Origin of the sequence: Staphylococcus canis (assembly GCF_016238445.1) — a bacterium.
GTDB classification, from domain to species: domain Bacteria; phylum Bacillota; class Bacilli; order Staphylococcales; family Staphylococcaceae; genus Staphylococcus; species Staphylococcus canis.
The window spans coordinates 26,167-45,017 of sequence record NZ_JABANU010000015.1 but is presented as its reverse complement, the minus strand read 5'-3'; the positions used below and the strand labels follow the sequence as shown (position 1 = coordinate 45,017).

Annotated in this window: 19 protein-coding genes and 1 riboswitch; of the genes, 3 read left to right on the top strand and 16 right to left on the bottom strand. The window is 32.0% G+C overall.

The features are described 5' to 3' along the window. Window positions 1–3: 3 nt before the first annotated feature. The 6 genes from HHH54_RS07005 to cmk all read right to left on the bottom strand — a co-directional run bounded on the left by HHH54_RS07005 (window position 4) and on the right by cmk (window position 5,776). Window positions 4–567 carry a heptaprenyl diphosphate synthase component 1 gene (locus HHH54_RS07005; protein ID WP_198618131.1) on the bottom strand — a complete coding sequence of 188 codons (564 nt, stop codon included), beginning with the start codon at window positions 565–567 and terminating at the stop codon, window positions 4–6. 296 nt (window positions 568–863) lie between these two features. Further along, a complete protein-coding gene (locus HHH54_RS07000) occupies window positions 864–1,136 on the bottom strand; it encodes an HU family DNA-binding protein (protein WP_103208922.1) in 273 nt (90 codons plus the stop codon). A gap of 171 nt (window positions 1,137–1,307) precedes the next feature. Further along, window positions 1,308–2,306, bottom strand: coding sequence for an NAD(P)H-dependent glycerol-3-phosphate dehydrogenase (locus HHH54_RS06995; RefSeq protein WP_198618130.1), 999 nt, complete (start codon window positions 2,304–2,306; stop codon window positions 1,308–1,310). A 17-nt stretch (window positions 2,307–2,323) separates the two neighbouring features. After that, entirely contained in the window at window positions 2,324–3,634 is a 1,311-nt protein-coding gene (gene der, locus HHH54_RS06990) for a ribosome biogenesis GTPase Der (RefSeq protein ID WP_198618129.1), read from the bottom strand. Between the two features lie 210 nt (window positions 3,635–3,844). Continuing rightward, complete coding sequence (gene rpsA / locus HHH54_RS06985; protein WP_198618128.1) at window positions 3,845–5,026, bottom strand: 30S ribosomal protein S1; 1,182 nt, start codon at window positions 5,024–5,026, stop codon at window positions 3,845–3,847. Window positions 5,027–5,125: 99 nt separating this feature from the next. Next, window positions 5,126–5,776 (bottom strand): (d)CMP kinase, encoded by a 651-nt coding sequence (gene cmk / locus HHH54_RS06980; protein WP_198618127.1) that lies wholly within the window; start codon window positions 5,774–5,776, stop codon window positions 5,126–5,128. 76 nt (window positions 5,777–5,852) lie between these two features. Here cmk and HHH54_RS06975 point away from each other — a divergent pair, with 76 nt between their 5' ends. Continuing rightward, window positions 5,853–6,821, top strand: coding sequence for an asparaginase (locus tag HHH54_RS06975; protein WP_198618126.1), 969 nt, complete (start codon window positions 5,853–5,855; stop codon window positions 6,819–6,821). A 62-nt stretch (window positions 6,822–6,883) separates the two neighbouring features. Here the strand turns inward: HHH54_RS06975 and ypdA are convergent, their stop codons facing one another. The 4 genes from ypdA to HHH54_RS06955 all read right to left on the bottom strand — a co-directional run bounded on the left by ypdA (window position 6,884) and on the right by HHH54_RS06955 (window position 12,262). Beyond that, complete coding sequence (gene ypdA, locus HHH54_RS06970; RefSeq protein ID WP_198618125.1) at window positions 6,884–7,870, bottom strand: bacillithiol disulfide reductase YpdA; 987 nt, start codon at window positions 7,868–7,870, stop codon at window positions 6,884–6,886. A 373-nt stretch (window positions 7,871–8,243) separates the two neighbouring features. Continuing rightward, window positions 8,244–9,716 (bottom strand): LysM peptidoglycan-binding domain-containing protein, encoded by a 1,473-nt coding sequence (locus HHH54_RS06965; protein ID WP_198618124.1) that lies wholly within the window; start codon window positions 9,714–9,716, stop codon window positions 8,244–8,246. 217 nt (window positions 9,717–9,933) lie between these two features. After that, window positions 9,934–11,310, bottom strand: coding sequence for a RecQ family ATP-dependent DNA helicase (locus HHH54_RS06960; protein WP_198618123.1), 1,377 nt, complete (start codon window positions 11,308–11,310; stop codon window positions 9,934–9,936). Beyond that, window positions 11,300–12,262 (bottom strand): helix-turn-helix domain-containing protein, encoded by a 963-nt coding sequence (locus tag HHH54_RS06955; RefSeq protein ID WP_198618122.1) that lies wholly within the window; start codon window positions 12,260–12,262, stop codon window positions 11,300–11,302. Before HHH54_RS06955 ends, HHH54_RS06960 begins: the two co-directional genes overlap by 11 nt. Window positions 12,263–12,367: 105 nt before the next feature. Between HHH54_RS06955 and HHH54_RS06950 the strand changes: the two genes are divergently transcribed. Further along, window positions 12,368–12,616, top strand: coding sequence for a ferredoxin (locus tag HHH54_RS06950; protein ID WP_014613875.1), 249 nt, complete (start codon window positions 12,368–12,370; stop codon window positions 12,614–12,616). Window positions 12,617–12,753: 137 nt separating this feature from the next. Here HHH54_RS06950 and HHH54_RS06945 read toward each other — a convergent pair whose 3' ends face one another. The 6 genes from HHH54_RS06945 to HHH54_RS06920 all read right to left on the bottom strand — a co-directional run bounded on the left by HHH54_RS06945 (window position 12,754) and on the right by HHH54_RS06920 (window position 18,152). Beyond that, window positions 12,754–13,302 (bottom strand): ECF transporter S component, encoded by a 549-nt coding sequence (locus HHH54_RS06945; RefSeq protein ID WP_198618121.1) that lies wholly within the window; start codon window positions 13,300–13,302, stop codon window positions 12,754–12,756. Between the two features lie 60 nt (window positions 13,303–13,362). After that, window positions 13,363–13,497, bottom strand: a riboswitch (FMN riboswitch). Window positions 13,498–13,579: 82 nt separating this feature from the next. After that, complete coding sequence (locus HHH54_RS06940; protein WP_198618120.1) at window positions 13,580–15,316, bottom strand: ATP-binding protein; 1,737 nt, start codon at window positions 15,314–15,316, stop codon at window positions 13,580–13,582. Beyond that, on the bottom strand, window positions 15,303–16,025 hold the full coding sequence (locus HHH54_RS06935; RefSeq protein ID WP_198618157.1) for a response regulator: 723 nt from the start codon (window positions 16,023–16,025) through the stop codon (window positions 15,303–15,305). The genes HHH54_RS06940 and HHH54_RS06935 overlap by 14 nt, the downstream gene beginning before the upstream one ends. Before the next feature lie 120 nt (window positions 16,026–16,145). After that, complete coding sequence (locus HHH54_RS06930) at window positions 16,146–16,889, bottom strand: pseudouridine synthase (protein WP_198618119.1); 744 nt, start codon at window positions 16,887–16,889, stop codon at window positions 16,146–16,148. Window positions 16,890–16,891: 2 nt separating this feature from the next. Beyond that, on the bottom strand, window positions 16,892–17,431 hold the full coding sequence (scpB, locus tag HHH54_RS06925) for an SMC-Scp complex subunit ScpB (protein WP_198618118.1): 540 nt from the start codon (window positions 17,429–17,431) through the stop codon (window positions 16,892–16,894). Then, complete coding sequence (locus HHH54_RS06920; RefSeq protein WP_198618117.1) at window positions 17,412–18,152, bottom strand: segregation and condensation protein A; 741 nt, start codon at window positions 18,150–18,152, stop codon at window positions 17,412–17,414. The genes scpB and HHH54_RS06920 overlap by 20 nt, the downstream gene beginning before the upstream one ends. Before the next feature lie 92 nt (window positions 18,153–18,244). On the opposite strand from HHH54_RS06920, the gene HHH54_RS06915 reads away from it, so the two are divergent. Then, window positions 18,245–18,784: a DUF309 domain-containing protein gene (locus HHH54_RS06915; protein ID WP_198618116.1), complete on the top strand. Its 540-nt coding sequence runs from the start codon at window positions 18,245–18,247 to the stop codon at window positions 18,782–18,784. The last annotated feature ends 67 nt before the right edge of the window (window positions 18,785–18,851 follow it).

The following is an 18,851-nucleotide window of genomic DNA, read 5'->3' as shown; positions in this document are numbered from 1 at the left end:
CCATTAAAATGATTTATTTTGTAAAGTGTGAATAATTGATTGTATTTCAGACTCTGAATGATGTATTAAATATGTAAGGTGTTCTACTTTGAGATGTTGAATGATTTGGTGTTCGAGTGTTTCAATACTTTCTTCAAGTTGATAAATCTCATGTAGTGTTTTAATAATTAGCGTTTCAATTTGATATATTGTTTGGTGTAACGCTTCTGATGGTATTGTTTGATGTGAATGTTGTAATTGAGACTTTAATTCATTGATAGAAATAATGGCTTGACTCATTTTCTTATGGAACACTGAATCTTGAAGCTTTGAGATTAAGTGATAATAGTGTGCGCTTAATAAGTCACCAATTAGAATCGCATCACGTTCATATTGATAGTAACTGATTTGATCTAAATGGTTCATTGCAGTATCTATGGATAAAGTTGCAACTTTAGCATCTAATGGAATATTTAAACGATCGAGTATTAAACTAAAATTATAGTTGATTGTTAAATTTTTAGGCTTAGAAAGTTGAAATAGCATATTGTCTAATTGATTTTTAAGTGTTTGAAAGGAACTGTTCATGTGTTACACCTCAAATTTTAATCACTATCTATATTAACATTATCAAGTGAAAATTGAAATCTGAATAACTTAATAATACTCCAAAAGGCATAATATTACTGTATGTATTATCATAAATATTAAATAGAGTAGGTACTGAGTAAATATTAGCAAGTTATATTGAGCAAAGAACATAAATACTTCTAAACAAGTTTCGACCTAATCGTTTAGAAGTAAAACTCCTACTGTTATTTAACTTTTGTCTATTTACAATACCAAATAAAAAAGCCCTATTAAAGGGCTTTTTCAATATAGAATTACTTCACAGCATCTTTTAATGCTTTACCTGCTTTGAAAGCTGGTACTTTGCTTGCTGGAATATCAATTTCTTTTCCAGTTTGAGGGTTACGACCTTTACGAGCTGCACGCTCACGTACCTCAAAGTTACCGAAGCCAATTAATTGTACTTTTTCACCTTTTGCTAATGATTTTTGAATTGATTCAAAAACGGCATCAACAGCTTGACCAGCTTCTTTTTTTGTTAAATCAGCTTGTTCAGCGACTGCGTTGATTAAGTCAGTTTTGTTCATGTCAATTCACCTCCTCAAAGGTTATGTATAATGATAAACTTTTATCATTATGGTATGACTTTAACACATGCTTAACATATACTGCAACGATTTATGTGATAAAAACGTTGATTTATTGGGATTTTTTGTTAAAAATTACGTATTATGTCGAAATTTTGACTATATTAGATTTCACTCTGCTTTTTTATTACGTTCCATTAAATTTTTAACTTCTTCTTTTACAGATTTTTCTTCAAATAAAACACGATAAAGTGACTCAGTAATTGGCATTTCAACTCCAAGTTCTTTAGCTAAATGATAAACAGATTGTGTTGTATTTACACCTTCAGCAACCATGTTCATTTCATCAAGAATTTCTTGTAAGGTTTGTCCTCTGCCCAGTTTATAACCTAGTGAAAAATTACGTGAATGTGTAGATGTACACGTTACAATAAGGTCACCAATACCACCTAAACCTTGAAAAGTTAATGGGTCTGCACCCATTTTAACACCTAATCGAGATATTTCAGCGAGTCCACGAGTGATAAGTGCAGCTTTAGCATTATCTCCATAACCTAAACCAACTAACACGCCACTTGCGATAGCTATAATATTTTTAAGTGCACCACCAAGCTCAACTCCTACTAAGTCTTCGTTTGTATAAACGCGTAAATAATCAGTCATGAATAAATCTTGAATCATTTGACGTAATATTTTGTTACTGGAAGCGGCTGCAACCGTTGTAGGTTGTTTTAATACAACTTCCTCAGCATGACTTGGGCCTGATAATACGCCTATACCTGCATTATGTTCAGAACTAATACAATCACTTAATATCTCTGAAATACGCTTATATGTTTCGTTTTCAATTCCTTTAGCAACATGAATGAAATATTTCTTTGAAGTTAATAGTGTATCAATTTTAGGGACTACACTTCGAATTGCTTTAGTAGGTAATGCAATAATATAGATATCGGCGTGATTTACTGCAATCTCTAGTTGGTCAGTTGCTTTTATATTTTGATTTAATATAGCCTTTGGTAGGTAAGCTTGATTAGTATGTTTATCATTAATTTCGTTTACAGTTTTTATAGTTTTTCCCCACATTAATGTGTTATGGCCATTATCTGCTAAAACATTTGCTAAAGCAGTGCCGAAGCTTCCTGTTCCAAACACGGTTACGTTAGTCATAACTACCCCTCCAGAAATTAATTACGTTTACGTGCAATAATATGAATTGGTGTTCCATCGAATCCAAATGCATCACGAATCTGATTTTCAATATATCGTTTATATGAAAAATGTAGTAATTCTACTTCATTTACAAATACGACAAATGTTGGTGGTTCAATCGCGACTTGTGTAGCATAAAACACCTTGAGTCGACGCCCCTTATCAGTTGGTGTTGGGTTCATAGCTATTGCATCCATAATAACTTCATTTAAAGTTGAACTTTGGACACGTTTTTTATGATTTTCACTTGCCTCGTTAATAAGTGGGAAAAGTGTTTTTAAACGTGATCCCTCTTTTGCTGAAACATACGCAATTTGAGCATAGTCTAAAAATTGGAAGTTTTGACGAATATCGTCGGTAAATTTTTTCATTGTATTACTATCTTTTTCGACAGTATCCCATTTATTTACTACAATTACAATCGCTTTTCCTTCCTCATGAGCATATCCGGCAACACGTTTATCTTGTTCAATAATACCTTCTTCCGCATCTATAACAACAAGTACAACATTTGAACGTTCTATTGCTTTAAGTGCACGTAAAACAGAGTATTTTTCCGTTGATTCATATACTTTACCTTTTTTTCGCATACCAGCTGTATCTATAAGGACATATTCTTGTCCATCATAAGTGTATTCTGTATCAATTGCATCTCTAGTAGTTCCAGCAATATTTGAAACAATAACACGTTCTTCCCCTAGAATAGCATTGATTAAACTAGATTTACCTACATTAGGACGACCAATTAGTGATAGTCGAATTGTATCATCGTCATATGGATCTGGTTCATCAGCTTTGAAATGTTTAGCTACTTCCTCTAGTAAATCACCTAATCCTAATCCATGAGACCCTGAAAGCGGAAAAGGTTCTCCAAATCCTAATGAATAAAAATCATAAATGTCATTACGCATCTCTGGATTATCTACTTTATTTACTGCCAAAACTACTGGTTTTTTTGATTTATATAGTAACTGTGCAACTAATTCGTCGTTTTGCGTTACGCCTTCTCTTACGTTAACCATAAATATAATAACATCAGCTTCATCAATGGCGATTTCAGCTTGAGCGCGAATTTGAGTTTGAAAAGGCGCGTCTCCTAATTCAATACCTCCTGTGTCGATAATATTAAACTCGTGTGTTAACCAATCGCCACTAGAATATATTCTATCTCTAGTGATACCAGGCGTATCCTCAACGATAGATACACGTTCACCGACGATACGATTAAAAATTGTAGACTTACCTACATTAGGACGTCCTACAATTGCTACTACTGGTTTCGTCATAATACTTCTTCCTCTCTAAAAATATCTTTTTCATTCTAGCACATCATTGAAATATTCAGAAGTACTAATAGATTTATATTTATTTATATTATAGCATGTGATTGTAAGGAAATGAAAAATTGTAAAGAAGCATCAAGAGACTTCATATTAAACAAAGAGAAAAGCTTGAAACTTTGAGTAGTCAAAATTTCAAGCTTTAATAAAGTTGAATTAAAGATTTAAGTTACGTAATTTATCTCCGAAAACATCCCCAAGCGTAGGATTATTTTCATTTTCATCTGAAGTGTTTGTGTATTGTTGAGTTGTTTCTTCATTCGCTTCATTACGCTCTTCTTTAGGTTGAGCTGCTTTAATAGATAATGAAATTCGTTCCTCTTCTGTATTGATTGAAAGGATTTTAACTTGTACAGTTTGGCCTACTTCTAATACTTCATTTGGTGTACCAATATGATCATGACTAATTTCAGAAATATGAACAAGTCCCTGTAAACCTGGTCCAATTTCTACAAATGCACCAAAACTAGTCAGTCTCATTACTTTACCTTCTACAATATCACCTTCATTGAACTTTTCTTGAATAGTTTCAAAAGGACTTGGTAAAGTATCTTTAATTGATAACGATACACGTTCTGAATCTTGTTCTACTGAACGAACTTTTACTTTAACAGTATCACCAATCGAAACAACTTCTTCAGGTGACTTAACATGCTCATGCGATAATTCAGATACATGAACTAAACCGTCTACACCACCTAAGTCAATGAATGCACCGAAGTTTGTTAAGCGTGCAACTTTACCTTCGATAACATCGTCGGCTTTAATAGATTGTAATAGCTCTTCTTTTTTCTTTTCATTTTCAAGAGCTTCCACAGCTTTGCGGCTAAGGATAACTCGATTGTTTTCGGGATCTAATTCTTCTACTTTAAGTTCAAGTACTTTTCCTTCATAATCTGAGAAATCCTCGATATACTCTGTTGAAATAAGTGATGCTGGAATGAAGCCTCTTTGACCAACATCAACAACTAGGCCACCTTTAACGACTTCAGTAACTTTAGCCTCAATCGTTTCATCATTATCAAGTTTTTCTTGTAAGTATTCGTATGATTTTTCTTCTTCTAATTGGCGCTTAGAAAGGATATAACGCCCTTCTTCATTTTCTTCATCGATTTCTACTTTAGTCACATAAGCACCAATTTCATCGCCAACTTTGACAGCTTCGTCAACGTTGTCAATATGGTATGTTGATAATTGACTAATTGGGATAATACCATTGTATTTTCCACCATTTACATGGACTACAACGTGTTTATCTTCAATTTGTTGTACTTCACCAGTTATTTTGTCGCCTTCTTTAATATCGTTAATCATTGATTCATTGAATTCTTCAGTCATCATGAATGCCTCCTTATACTACTACATAATAATAACATCTTATAAACTCACGTAATTGTCAAGAAATTTAGACTAGTTAGAATAAATTTAACAATAGGTTTACGTCAGGTTGATTATTCTTTGTGTTACTTCATCAATTGAAAGTCCAGTTGTATCAATTTCAACTGCATCATCGGCTTTTTTTAGTGGAGAAATTTTGCGATTCATATCATATTCGTCACGTTTTGATATATCCTCTTTAAGTTGCTCTAAATTCGATTCAATGCCTCTTAATTGATTATCTTTTAATCTTCTTTTAGCTCTTTCATCCACTGATGCAATCATATAAACTTTGACTTCAGCATTCGGAAGTACGGTTGTCCCGATATCCCGACCGTCCATAACGATCCCTTTCGCCTCTGCTAACTCCTTTTGAAGCTTTACTAAAAATGAACGTACTTCTTCTTGTGACGCAACATAAGAGACATGTTCAGTTACATCATTTTCTCTTAGATAATCAGTTACATCTTCATTATTTAAAATTACACGTTGACCTTTGTTTTCGTCATATTTTAAATTAATTTGAATATTTGAAATGAGATTTTTAAAATCTGAGAATTGGGATTTGTTTTTCAAATAATAATAAGTGATTGCACGATACATTGCGCCAGTATCAACATAAATCATACCGAGCTTTGAAGCGACTTGTTTAGCAATCGTACTTTTTCCAGCAGCTGCTGGACCGTCTAATGCGATATTAATAGCTGTCATTCTTAACCTTCCTTATTGTTGTTTGTATAATATTATTTTATCATAAGAAGAGATTAAATATCGAGGAGGAGTATGATTGAAAAAGTTATTGATTATACATACTGGCGGTACGATAAGTATGTCTGAAGATGATTCAAATAAAGTGAGTACAAATGCGAGTAATCCCATTGCAAATCATCATAATCTTATAAATAAATATGCCTCGGTTGATGAAATTATGCCATTTAATATTCCATCACCTCATGTAACCATTAATCATGTTAAAACACTAAAGTCATTAATAGAGGATACCGAAAAAGAGAATACGTATGATGGATTTGTGATCACTCATGGCACAGACACATTAGAAGAGACAGCGTTTTTATTAGATTTGACTCTTACTACGAATAAACCTGTAATTGTGACAGGAGCAATGCGATCATCAAATGAAATTGGATCAGATGGCTTATATAATTTTATATCTGCTGTACGTGTTGCCATTGCAGATGGCGCTTCAAATAAAGGGGTTATGGTTGTGTTTAATGATGAAATTCACACAGCAAGAAACGTAACTAAAACACATACTTCAAATACGAATACATTTCAAAGTCCTAATCATGGTCCTTTAGGTATTATTACAAAGTTCGGTGTTCAATTTCATCATCAACCTTTAATACAACATCGTCTACCTGACATTAAAACGCAATTAAAGGTACCTTTAGTCAAATCGCATATGGGAATGGGTAGTGAAATGCTATTATTCTATGCTAAACAAAATATAGATGGTTTAATTATAGAAGCATTAGGTCAAGGTAATTTACCTCCTACTGCTTTGGAAGGTTTAGAAGCTTGTCTCGCTTTAGATATCCCAATCGTTATTGTTTCACGCTCATTTAATGGAATTGTGAGTCCTGTTTATGCTTATGAAGGTGGAGGCAATGATTTATATGACAAAGGAGTTATTTTTTCAAACGGTTTAAATGGTCCAAAAGCAAGATTAAAGCTCTTAGTTGCTTTAAGTAATCACTTTAATAAACAACAAATTAGTCAATATTTCTATGAATAGTAACGAAAAAGCAATGTCAAATTACAAATGTATTTCGACATTGCTTTTTTATATAATGAACTTTAAGATTCTAGAGGACCTTGTTTTTTAGCAATAATATCTTGAGCGATGTGTATACCGTGAAATTTCCCATTTTCTATGAATATAGTATTTGCATCGTTCCCTGCAGCAATGACTCCTGCTATATAACAATTTTCGATATTTGTTTCATAAGTATCTTTATTATATATAGGGGCTGTGCCGTATTCATTTGTATGAATATCGATACCAATTGTTTGCAAAAAGTCATAATCTGGATGATATCCAATCATCGCAAAAACATAATCATTTTTAATCGTTTTTTCGACACCATTAGTTTCAAATGTTACGCTATCTTCGTTAATTTGCGTAACGTTACTATTGAAATGCATATTGATATTCCCACGTCTAATAAGTGAGTCAAAATTAGGTAGAATCCAAGGTTTAATAGACGGAGAGTAATCTTCCCCACGATAGATAACTGTTACTCTAGCACCAGCTTTTTCAAGCTCAATTGCAGCATCAACAGCTGAATTCTTACCTCCAATTATTACAATATCTTGATCGAAGTACGGATGTGCTTCTTTAAAATAATGCATAACTTTATTAGATGTTGCCCCTTTAACGTCAAGTTGATTATGTTGACCATAATAGCCTGTAGCAACAGTAAGATATCGACATTGGTAAACATCTTTAGTAGTTGTAATTGTAAAATGATTATCGATTTTAGTTACATTTAATACCTCTTCAAAAGCGTTGATTTTTAATTGATGATATTTTACCACTTCTCTATAATAAACTAGCGCTTGATTTCGCTTTGGCTTTAATTCTTCTACAATGAATGGGACATCTCCAATACCCAATTTATCACTTGAAGAGAAGAAAGTTTGATGTGTTGGATAATTATAAATTGCGTTGACAACGTTTCCTTTTTCAATAATAAGTGTTTCAATGCCTTTACGCTTTTGTTCAATCGCAGCACTTAAGCCACATGGTCCAGCACCGATGATTATACTTTCAATTTTTTTCATTTTTTAAATGCTATTACTAAATTAAAGTGATAGAACGTAGATTAGAAATTCACTTACAAACTTGTAACTCTAAATAACTAACGTTTCATTCACCTTTGTGCTACATTAGTTAACAGCTTGCCTCCTAATTCTCATACTAGCACTGTATATCTTCAGACAACCTTGTCTTTACCAATGAATATTATAACAATTTTTTTTGTATGATTAAAGATAGCTTAAATTCCGTATTTTAGTCCACTATTACATATGTTTTAATTTATGGTTAATAGATTAAACAAACATAATGATTTGAATACGAAAAAGACGATTACTTCTATTATTAACAAAGATAGAAACCCTATCCTTATATCAAATTGAAGTAACCGTCTTTTATTTAAGGTATGATTAATTGTTGGCCGTTACTAATCGTATTACCATTAATACCATTGGCTTTTCTAATTTTATCAACATTTTCAGGAGTACCACTACCATAATACTGAATTGCTATACGATAAAGATTTTCTTTACCGCTAACTGTATGTGTTTGATTACCCGTGTTTTGATTTTGTTGAGTGTTTTGAGCTGGAAGTTGATTATTTTGTTGATATTGGTCTTGATTTAAAGTATTACCTTGATTAGCTTGTTGATTATAATCATTTTGATATTGATCTGTAGCCTGTTGATCATAACTATTGTCATATTGTTGATTATTTGCTACTGCATTACCTTGTTCTTGTTGATTTGCTGATTCGTTAGTATTTGCAGCATTTGAATTGTTTTTATTGTTTTCTTTTTCATTAGTTGTTGCTTTTTGTTTATCTGACTTAGAATCTGTGTCCCTATCTTTTTTTGCATTTTTATTAGAGTCGTTCTCTTTTTTAGCTTCTTTATCTGATTTTTCTTTATCTGCTTTATTATCTTCTTGTTTATCAGTATTTTGAGCTACTTGTTGATTGTTATTGTTATGATCACCATTATTTTGATTAAAGAGATAAATGCCACCAAAAATCGCTAGAGCACCTAATAATAATATTGCTGCTAAAATAGGGAGGATACGTCTGAAGAATCCACCGTTAGATCCATTAGCAACACTCTCTCTTGGTCTTTCTTTTTCAGTGGATGAATGTTTTTGTTCATTAAACTCATTGGTTTCATTATTGTGTGTCGAATGAGTATGTTCATGAGTTGTTTGAGCGTTAGCTTTTGAAGCTTTAGCCCCTGCTACACCAGAGGCTGCAGCACCTGATGCACCAGCAATAGCTTTCTTTTTATTGCCATTTTTATCTTTATCATGATTGTTTAATGTGTGATCTTCATTGTTTTGATCCTTAGTCTTACCATGGTGATCTAAATCTGAATGTTTTTTGTCTGTTTTATGGTTCAGTTTAGAAGCGGCAGCTCCTGTTGCAGCAGCTCCAACATCTCCAGCAATTTTATCTTTTTTAGATGATTTTGAGTGTTGAACTTTATCTTGTTTTTGAGTTGATTGATTTATTTTATTATCATTTTGAGCTTTATTCTTTTCATTGACGGTTTTATTTTTTAAATCATTTTTTTCATTATTGTTACTTTGTATATCTTTATCGTGATGAGTCGTTTTATTCTTTTTATTAATTACGCCTCCAGCAACACCAGGACGCTTCCCTGTGTTTGATGGGTTTTGAGCATTTGCACCGTCTTTTGAATTATCAATTTGAGCACGTTTTCGATGCCTTCTGGATGCATTTCGTGGCGGGAATTCTTGCTGATCATTAGAAAAATCATTGTCTTGTTCAAAAATTTCACTTTCATCTGAATTTGATGTGTGATTTGGTTTAATTTCTTGACGATTTCTTTCAAATTCGTCCTTAAAATTGTCTTTTGACAAATAAACTCATCCTTCCTATGTATTTTTAGAATAATAACAGATATGGGACATATACGGTTTTAATATTGATTATCTAAGTTTACTTTATAGGCTTAGTAAAATAAAAATATAACTTTGACTTCATTTTAAAAGCGCATTAAAAGTCCCTTATGCTCTGATATATTGATATATTCAATTATAGCTTGTTTAAAAAGGCAGTGTAAAGCGAATACATATGTTATCTAAATAAACTTGAGAGTTTTTCATGATAATTCATTTTTCGTTTTACTTTTTTAGCATTTTTAATGCGAAGTGGCTTAATTTCTTCACAACAATCGCAACATTGAGTAAAAGTTTTCTTTGGCATATTAAAATAACTCAGTAATAATGTTCTTCTACAATGCTTTGTCGTCGCAAATTTAATCATATGGTAGTATGCTTCTGTTTTTCTTTTGTATTGATTTTCAAAAATCGTTTCGAGCTGATCCAAACTAAAGGCATGATTAAGTTGTTCAATGTTAGTACGTTTATCATCATCAAGTAATATGCCTTCTTTATATAATTTGATATCTTGTGATGTAATCATACTTCCTATTGCCAAAGTTTCCATTAGATATGAATCATCATCTTGAAATAATGTAATTGCTTGACTTTTTTCTTGATCTCTTCCTGCACGTCCGATTTCTTGAATGTAGCTTGAGGGACTAGGAGGAAGATGAAAATGAATCACTGTTCGAACATCAGGTTTATTAATACCCATACCAAAAGCACTCGTCGCTACAACAACTGGAATTTCATTTGAAGAAAATTGTTGTTGCACTGTAAATCTTTCTTGGTATGTTAAATCTGCATGATAAATACCGGTTAAAAATCCAGCACTGTATATCTTTTCAGCTAAATCTAAACATACTTTTTTTGATGACACATAGACTATAGTGGGACCAGAATTTTCAATTATAGACAGCAATCGCTCTACTTTATCGTTATAATCTAAAGTGTGAATAACAGATAATGAGATATTCGGACGATCCATTGAGAATTGAATAGATTCAAAAGATTGTCGTACTACACTTTCGATATCGTTTTTTAAATTGATTGATGCTGTAGCAGTTAAAGCTAATATAGGTGTTCGGCTAAAATAATTTGTTATCTCACCAATTCGGACGTAGTGTGGTCTAAAGTCAAATCCCCACTCTGATAAACAGTGTGCTTCGTCTAATACAATTAATCCAAAATCAATGGATTTAATTCTTTTAAAGTTTTGTGGCAATAAAATGAATTCTGGACTTACAAAAATAAATCGTGCTAAGTGTATTTGGCGATAGGCATTGATTCTTTCAATATCATCCATTCCAGAGTGTATTGCAACAACACGATGTTCGCCATTCATCCGCATTTGCATCACTTGGTCGTCCATTAAGGAAATCAAAGGTGATATGATAAGCGTCGGTTTTTGATTAATATATGTTGGTAATTGGTAGCATAAACTCTTCCCACTACCAGTTGGTAATATTCCTAAAGTATTTTGTTTCTGAAGCACTTTCTCAATGATTTCTTTTTGTCCTGGTTTGAAGGTTTCAAATCCAAAGTATTGTTTCAATGCATTAATTAGCATTAATATCACCTCTCGATAACCCTACTATTGAAAGCTTGATTTCAAAATAACTCATCTCATTAAATAAAGATTTATAATGTTTTAACTTTAGATTAGGATGTTTTCGATAATAATGCACAAATTGTTCAAGAGAACTTCTTAAAAAAAATGAATAATTATTTAAATAACCTTTTATGAAAAGATCAAGAATATGATCTTCTATAGTACTCATTGTTACATTCAAAATATTTGCGATTTCATTGAGATGATAACCATTTGTTAAATAATGATATGTTTGCCATACTGGTTTTGATACAATGGGTTGAAAAAGACATTGGTTTAAATTTGGATATCGATTAGTATTCTGAAGTAATTCATAAAGATTTAGTAAATCAATATAATATAATAACATCATATCGTCTTCACTCAAATTGTGAATAAGAGATACTTGTTTGAAGGTATACATTGTTTCTTGATAACCAGATAAAAAATAATGTAGTATACTCGTTTCGTTTTTATGATTCAGTTGTTCGAATAAGTCATAAATTTCATCCTCAACATTTTGAAAGGCATCTTGAGATTGAATGTTGTGATAAAGTACTTTAACCTTTTTATGAATAGCAGTATTTGACGTCAATGGCATAAAACTAAGATGATTATGATATTGATTTGATAAAGTCTGAATTACTAATTGTAATGCAATAAAAGTAAACTGTAGTTCACGAAATGTTATTTGGTTTGAGGTTGGGATACCTTGATGAACGTTTGGTGTATCATTATCTTTAGAATATATGAGTGTTTTAAATGTATCAAAAGTTAAATCTGGTAGAATACCAAATAAAGATAAGACATTAAGTGAAACAGCATCAAAAAAAGTTTGATGAGATTTTTTACCTGTGATAATATTATATATGCTTTTTTCAGTTTTAAATTTAGAGGCCTGATGATATACATATTTGATTAAATAATTCATGACAAACTCCATTCTTTTAGACGAATATATTGAAAAAGTATGTATACATAACTACAATGAAATTATAATGTTAGTATGGCACTTTGAAAAGGGAGGCGAAATAATATGGCTAAATATACAATCGTTGATATGGATACTTGTATCGCATGTGGTGCTTGTGGCGCAGCAGCACCTGATATTTATGATTATGACGATGAAGGTATCGCATATGTGATTCTTGATGACAACCAAGGTACTACGCCCGTACCTGAAGAATTATATGAAGATTTGGAAGATGCGTTTGAAGGTTGCCCTACTGATTCAATTAAAGTTGAAGAAGAATCATTCGATGGAGACGCACTTAAATTTGAATAGAATATTGAGTCAACATATGATTTTTTTGAGTACGTTTTTATAAATTAAATCGATTCATTGAATAGAATCAATACATCTCATTTATAATAATTAAGACCTGTTATGTTACGCACTAACAGGTCTCTTTTTATAACAGCTTATGATTTTATGATTTTTGATAATCTTTTGAATAAAAGAACAAATACAATAGAAACTAAAATTCCTTTAATTATGTTAAATGGAATAATTCCAGCAGTAATTATAACTTTCAAATTGTGCGTGATATCAGATAAATTCATAATTGCCCCATATAAAGGTAATAGTACAAAATAATTTAAAATACTTAACACAATTGTCATTACTATAACACCAAACAATAGACCAATTATTAATGAACGCGTTGTTTGCTTTCTTATATAAATCCAATAACTGACTATCATTAAACTACTACCAGCGATAAAGTTTGCTACTGGGCCTACAGGGTCACTCATGTTGAAAAAGAAGTTTAGTAAGTTTTTAATAAATTCAACAAGTAGACCAGCTACTGGACCAAATGTGAACGTCGCGATTAATGCTGGTACATCACTAAAATCGACAGTTAAATATGGTGGTAAAAAAGGGAGTGGAAATTTAATAAACATTAGTATAAAAGCAATTGCGCTTAACATTCCCACTACTATCATTTTTTTGGTTTGCTTTTGTTTCATAATATCCTCCTTTAATTCATCTTGCTAGAATTGGAGGATTTAAAAGCAACACAAATAAACCTCCATCTTCTCCCTTCCAGACTATACTGTCGGCTCTAGATTCTCACTAGATCAGCTAAAAAAGAATTGTTCTTTTTTGGGTCGCAGGCTTAATTTACTGCCGGTTGGGAATTACACCCGACCCCGAAGATGAATTTTGATTTTCAAACAACATTATCATACAAAACATTTAGTAATGTGACAATGTTTATGCTCTTTAAGAGTCACTCTGTGCTTTTTATGGTTTAGGCAATTTAATTATAAAGGTAGTACCTACATTCACTGTACTTTCTAATTGTAATTGTCCGCCATGTGCTTCAACAATCATACGAGAGATAAAAAGACCTAAACCGGTACCTTGTTTCCCACGCTTTCTCGCTGCATCTACCTTGTAAAAACGCTCAAAAACAGATTCTAAATGCTCAGGTGCAATGCCGACACCTGTATCTTGAACTTCAAGCACATAGTAGTTACCTTCTTCACGACTGGTAATCGAAATACTATCACCACTTTGTGTATAACGTGTTGCATTATCAACTAGATTAGTAAGAACTTGTTCAATCTTATCAAAATCATAAGACCATAATTCATTCATCAAACGATCTTCTTCAAAATTAAGTGAGAGTTGATATTCAAGAGCTTGTTTTCGATATTTGGCAGCCATTTTCTGTATAAGTGGTGTCATTGGCTGATTCTCTTTGTTGATATGAATCCCTTCTGCATCCATTTTGGCTACATTTAATAGTTCATTAACTAAACGATTCAAACGTTTTGATTCATCAAGTACAACTAATAGAGATTCATTGATTTCTTCAGGTTCGGTTACGATACCATCAACAATTGATTCAGTATAACCTTGTAATAATGCAATAGGTGTCCTTAATTCATGAGAAACATTAGCGATGAAGTCTTTTTTAACTTGCTCCATATGATGTTCATTCGTCATATCTCGAATCACTACAACTAGTCCACTACTACCATTATGTTCAATCTTGTCTATATAAGTCATAATCACCACAAAGTATGACTTATTAATTTCATATTCCTGATATTCTGTACTTTGATTATGAAAAGTTTGAGTAATCTGGGTTTCAAATGTGGTACGATCTGAATCAGACATTTTGGTTAACATATTGTGGGCCATCTCATTTGATAATATGATTTCTCGCTTGTGATTGATACCAAGTACGCCTTCCACCATAGAATTGATGAGCGTATCTCGTACATTTTTAGATGTAGTTAAGGCATTAATATGACTTTGTATATTACGGCTCATTTTATTAAATGTCATAGCTAATTCGCCAATCTCGTCTTTAGTATATATAGGCACACGTTTAACATCGTGACCTTGTAGCACTTCTTTAGCTTGATTTTTGAGTAGACGAAGCGGCTTCGTAATTCGAGTTGATAAGAAAAATGCAAAAATAGTAGTGATTGCTAAGAATATAATCGCAGTAATAAGTATAATAATTGCGATGTAATTATTCGTTTCATCAATACTTTTCAAATCTTGATAAATGAAAACTGCAGCAGGCTTACCATTAACATCCTTTGAAGGATAGCCTAATAAGACATAGGTGCGTTTTTGTTTTTCAAACTCAATTGTGACATGTTTTAAAACTGGTTTGTCTTGCTTGAAAACTTTTTGGTATGCTTTATGTTGCTCTATTTCTTGAAGCATTTTAGATTTTAATGTGTTTTGAGAAATTGACTTTTTTTTATCTGGTAGTATGATTAATCCTTTATGACTTTCTAAAAGTATTTCACTATTTTTAATAGCAACATCTCGATTACTACTTTGTTCTAATACTTTTGTAATATTTTCTGCATTTTCATATAGAGATTGTTCTGTCGTTTGAGTAATATAATATTGCATAAATGTAATTAAAGCTGCACTTAATAAAATTAAAACTGTCGTTACTATTAAAATAATAGTTAACCACAGTTTTACAACAACGGTATTAAGACGTTTCATCTAATTGTGGTACCTCAAATTTATATCCAACACCCCAAACCGTCTGTATCATCTTAGCAGCTTCAGATGATACACGATTAAGTTTTTCACGTAAACGTTTAACGTGCGTATCTACAGTTCTTAAGTCACCGTAAAATTCATAATGCCAAACTTCTTTGAGCAATTGTTCACGGTCAAATACTTTATTTGGTGTTTTAGCCAAGAATATTAATAATTCGTATTCTTTTGGAGTGAGATTAACAGTTTTTCCATCAGCTAAAACTTTATGTGCATCATTATCGATTGTTAAATGTGTGAATTCAATCATATCTCGTGCATGCGGTTCATTCGTTTCTGTCATTGCCGCTTGCGTTCTACGTAATAAAGCTTTTACGCGTAAGACGACTTCTCTAGGAGAAAATGGTTTTACAATATAGTCATCTGCACCTGACTCAAATCCTTCAACCCGATTATTTTCTTCACCTTTAGCAGTGAGCATAATGATTGGAGTGTCCTTTGTTTCACGCAAACGTAGTGCAACATCCATACCATCGATTTCAGGTAACATTAGGTCTAAAAGAATACAACCATAGTCGTTTTTAAGCGCAAGATCTAAAGCATCTCGCCCATTACTTGCTTCAATAATCTCGTAGCCTTCTCTTTCTAGATATAGTTTGAGTAATTTTCTAATACGATGTTCATCATCTACGACTAAAATACTATTAGTCATCATGACATACCTCCCAAAGATGGTGACATATTATTTATCATTATACATTATAACATATAGTTATTCTTCTAGATAATAAAATCAAAAATTCAACGTTCACCTAATTTATTTATAATTTTATTATGTGAGACTTCCTTTTTGAGCGAGTTGACGTAGTGTTTTGACTTCATGAGGTGATAACACACGTCCTTCTCCTGCACCTAAACCTTTTAAGTCAAGAGGACCAAATGAGATTCGTGTAAGTTTTTCTACTTTAAATCCAAAATGTTCAAACATTCGTCTGACTTGTCGATTGCGTCCTTCTGTGATAGTAATTTCAAGTAATGACGTATTTTTTGTCTTATTTTGATTTTTGAGCTTTATTTTTGCAGGTTGAGTCAATCCATCTTCCAGTCTTATCCCTTTTTCAAGTTCTTTAATTTGCTCTCTTAATATATAACCTTCTATTTTTGCAACATATGTTTTAGGGATTTTATATTTAGGATGTGTCATAAGGTTAGTAAATTCGCCATCATTCGTTAATAATAATAAACCGGAAGTATCATAATCTAAACGTCCAACTGGGAAAATTCGTGTTTCTAAGTCATCAAAAAAATCAGTGACCACTTTTCTACCACGATCATCAGAGACACTAGTAATGACTTGTGTAGGTTTATAAAAAAGGATATAAAGTTTATCCTCCAATTCTATAGGTACATCATCAACTGATACTTGATCAGAAGGTTTCACTTTGGACCCTAATTCAGATACAGTTACGCCATTAACTTTAACACGACCCTCTTGTATTAAAGTTTCAGCTTTTCTTCTAGATGTTAATCCACTTTTAGCAATCCTTTTTTGTAATCTCTCAAGTTCATTTGTCATTATTATTCTCCTTTTTGATTCGTAAGATTTTTAAAAAATTGTTCTATTTCTTCATCGTCTTCATCGGTCGTAGGTAAATCATCTAATTGAGATAAGCCAAAGACATTTAAAAATAAATCGGTGGTATGTAAATGTTGAGCACGTGATGTTGGACTAGTTTTAGATAATACGAGGCCTTTAGCAATTAGAGTTTTAACTGGTCCATCAGAATTCACACCACGTATGAACTCAATGTCTCCCCGTGTAATTGGTTGATTGTAAGCAATAATAGCAAGTACTTCCATTGCCGCTTGTGAAAGCTTGGTTGAATTATGATTCAAAACTAACGATTCGATAAATGGTGCTGTCTCTTTTTGGGTTGCTAACATATAAGATTGTCCATAATGTTCAATTACAAGACCAGGAATGTGAAGTGAATCGATTAATTTATTTAATTCTTTTTGTTCAATATTTAACACTTCAAGAAGTTCGGATTCATGAATGCCACCTTCACCAACAGTATAAAGTATCGCGACTAACGCTTCAGTTAATTGGGTATTCATAATTAACTCCTTTGCTAATTTCTATATTTTGAAATGCCTCAGATTGACTTAATTGAACCAGTCCTGATTTAGCCATATCTAACAAAGCTAAAAAGTGCGTAACAACATATTCTATAGGTTCATTAAACTGAAAAAGCTCAAAAAAAGTAATCGTATTTTTATTTTCGAGCGCCTTAAAAATTTTTTTTGTCGATTGTTGAACCGTAAAAGTCTCTTTTTGGATTTTTACAGGGTGTGTCTTTTTGAGAGCGACTCTTGATTTTAGTTTTTGATAAGCAATAATTAAATCTGTGATATCCATCGTCACATTATCTGTAATTTGTTCTTTTTTTTCATAACGAGATAAATCAGAAGGTGGTTTTGCATACTGTAAATTACGTTCCTTTTGTTCTTCTAAAAGCATTACTGCATATGCTTTATAGTTCTGATATTCGATTAATTTCTCTACAAGTTCTTCGCGTGGATCCTCTTCTTCTACTAGTTCATCTTGATGATAATCTGGTAATAGCATTTTACTTTTTATCATTAAAAGTTCAGACGCTGTTAATAAGTATTCACTTGCTACATTTATTTCTAATTGTTTCATCGCATGGATATACTGCATATATTGCTGAGTCAATTCTTTCATGGGTATATCATAAATATCTATCTCAAACTCATTGATGAGATGCAATAATAAATCCAGTGGTCCATTAAATGCATCTAGTTGAACCTCATACATAAAAAAACCTCATTTCCATATCAGATAGATGCATAATTTCAAAAAGTATTATAGCATGTTTTCATAATGCTTAACATATTGGAGTGGTTGTTTTGGAAAGAGAATTAATCACATTTTATTATCAGTTTCATAATCAGCAACATTATTTTTTATGTCATGACATTTTAGAAGAGGCATGGAAAAATAAGAAGAATTATTCAAAAAAAGATGCCTGTGTGAGCCTAATTCTACTCGCTACAGGATGTTATCATTATAGACGCAATAATTTCAAAGGTGCATCTCGCTCCTTTAATAAAGCTTTAATGGTAATTAAGCACTATTCTAAAACTCAGGTATATGACTTAGGCTTGGATTATCAAAAATACATTGATTTATTAAAACAACTTGTAATTAAAAGTGAGCAACATGAACCATTTGTTCCCGTTACCCTACCGTTAACAGACCAAATGATACAAAATATTATAGAAATTTATCCAGATTACGAAGTTTTAACTACTATTATTCATAATGATATTATTAAACATCATCATCTTTATCGAGATAGAACTGAGGTTATTGAAGCAAGGAATCTCGCTCTTGCAAAACGTCAAGAAAAGAGGATTTTGAATGTAAAAAAGTGTCAAAATAAGTAAAAGTGTTAAATTGTCGATTGGGTAGTCAATATCAGAAACAGAATGACTTCTATTATTATAACGACAG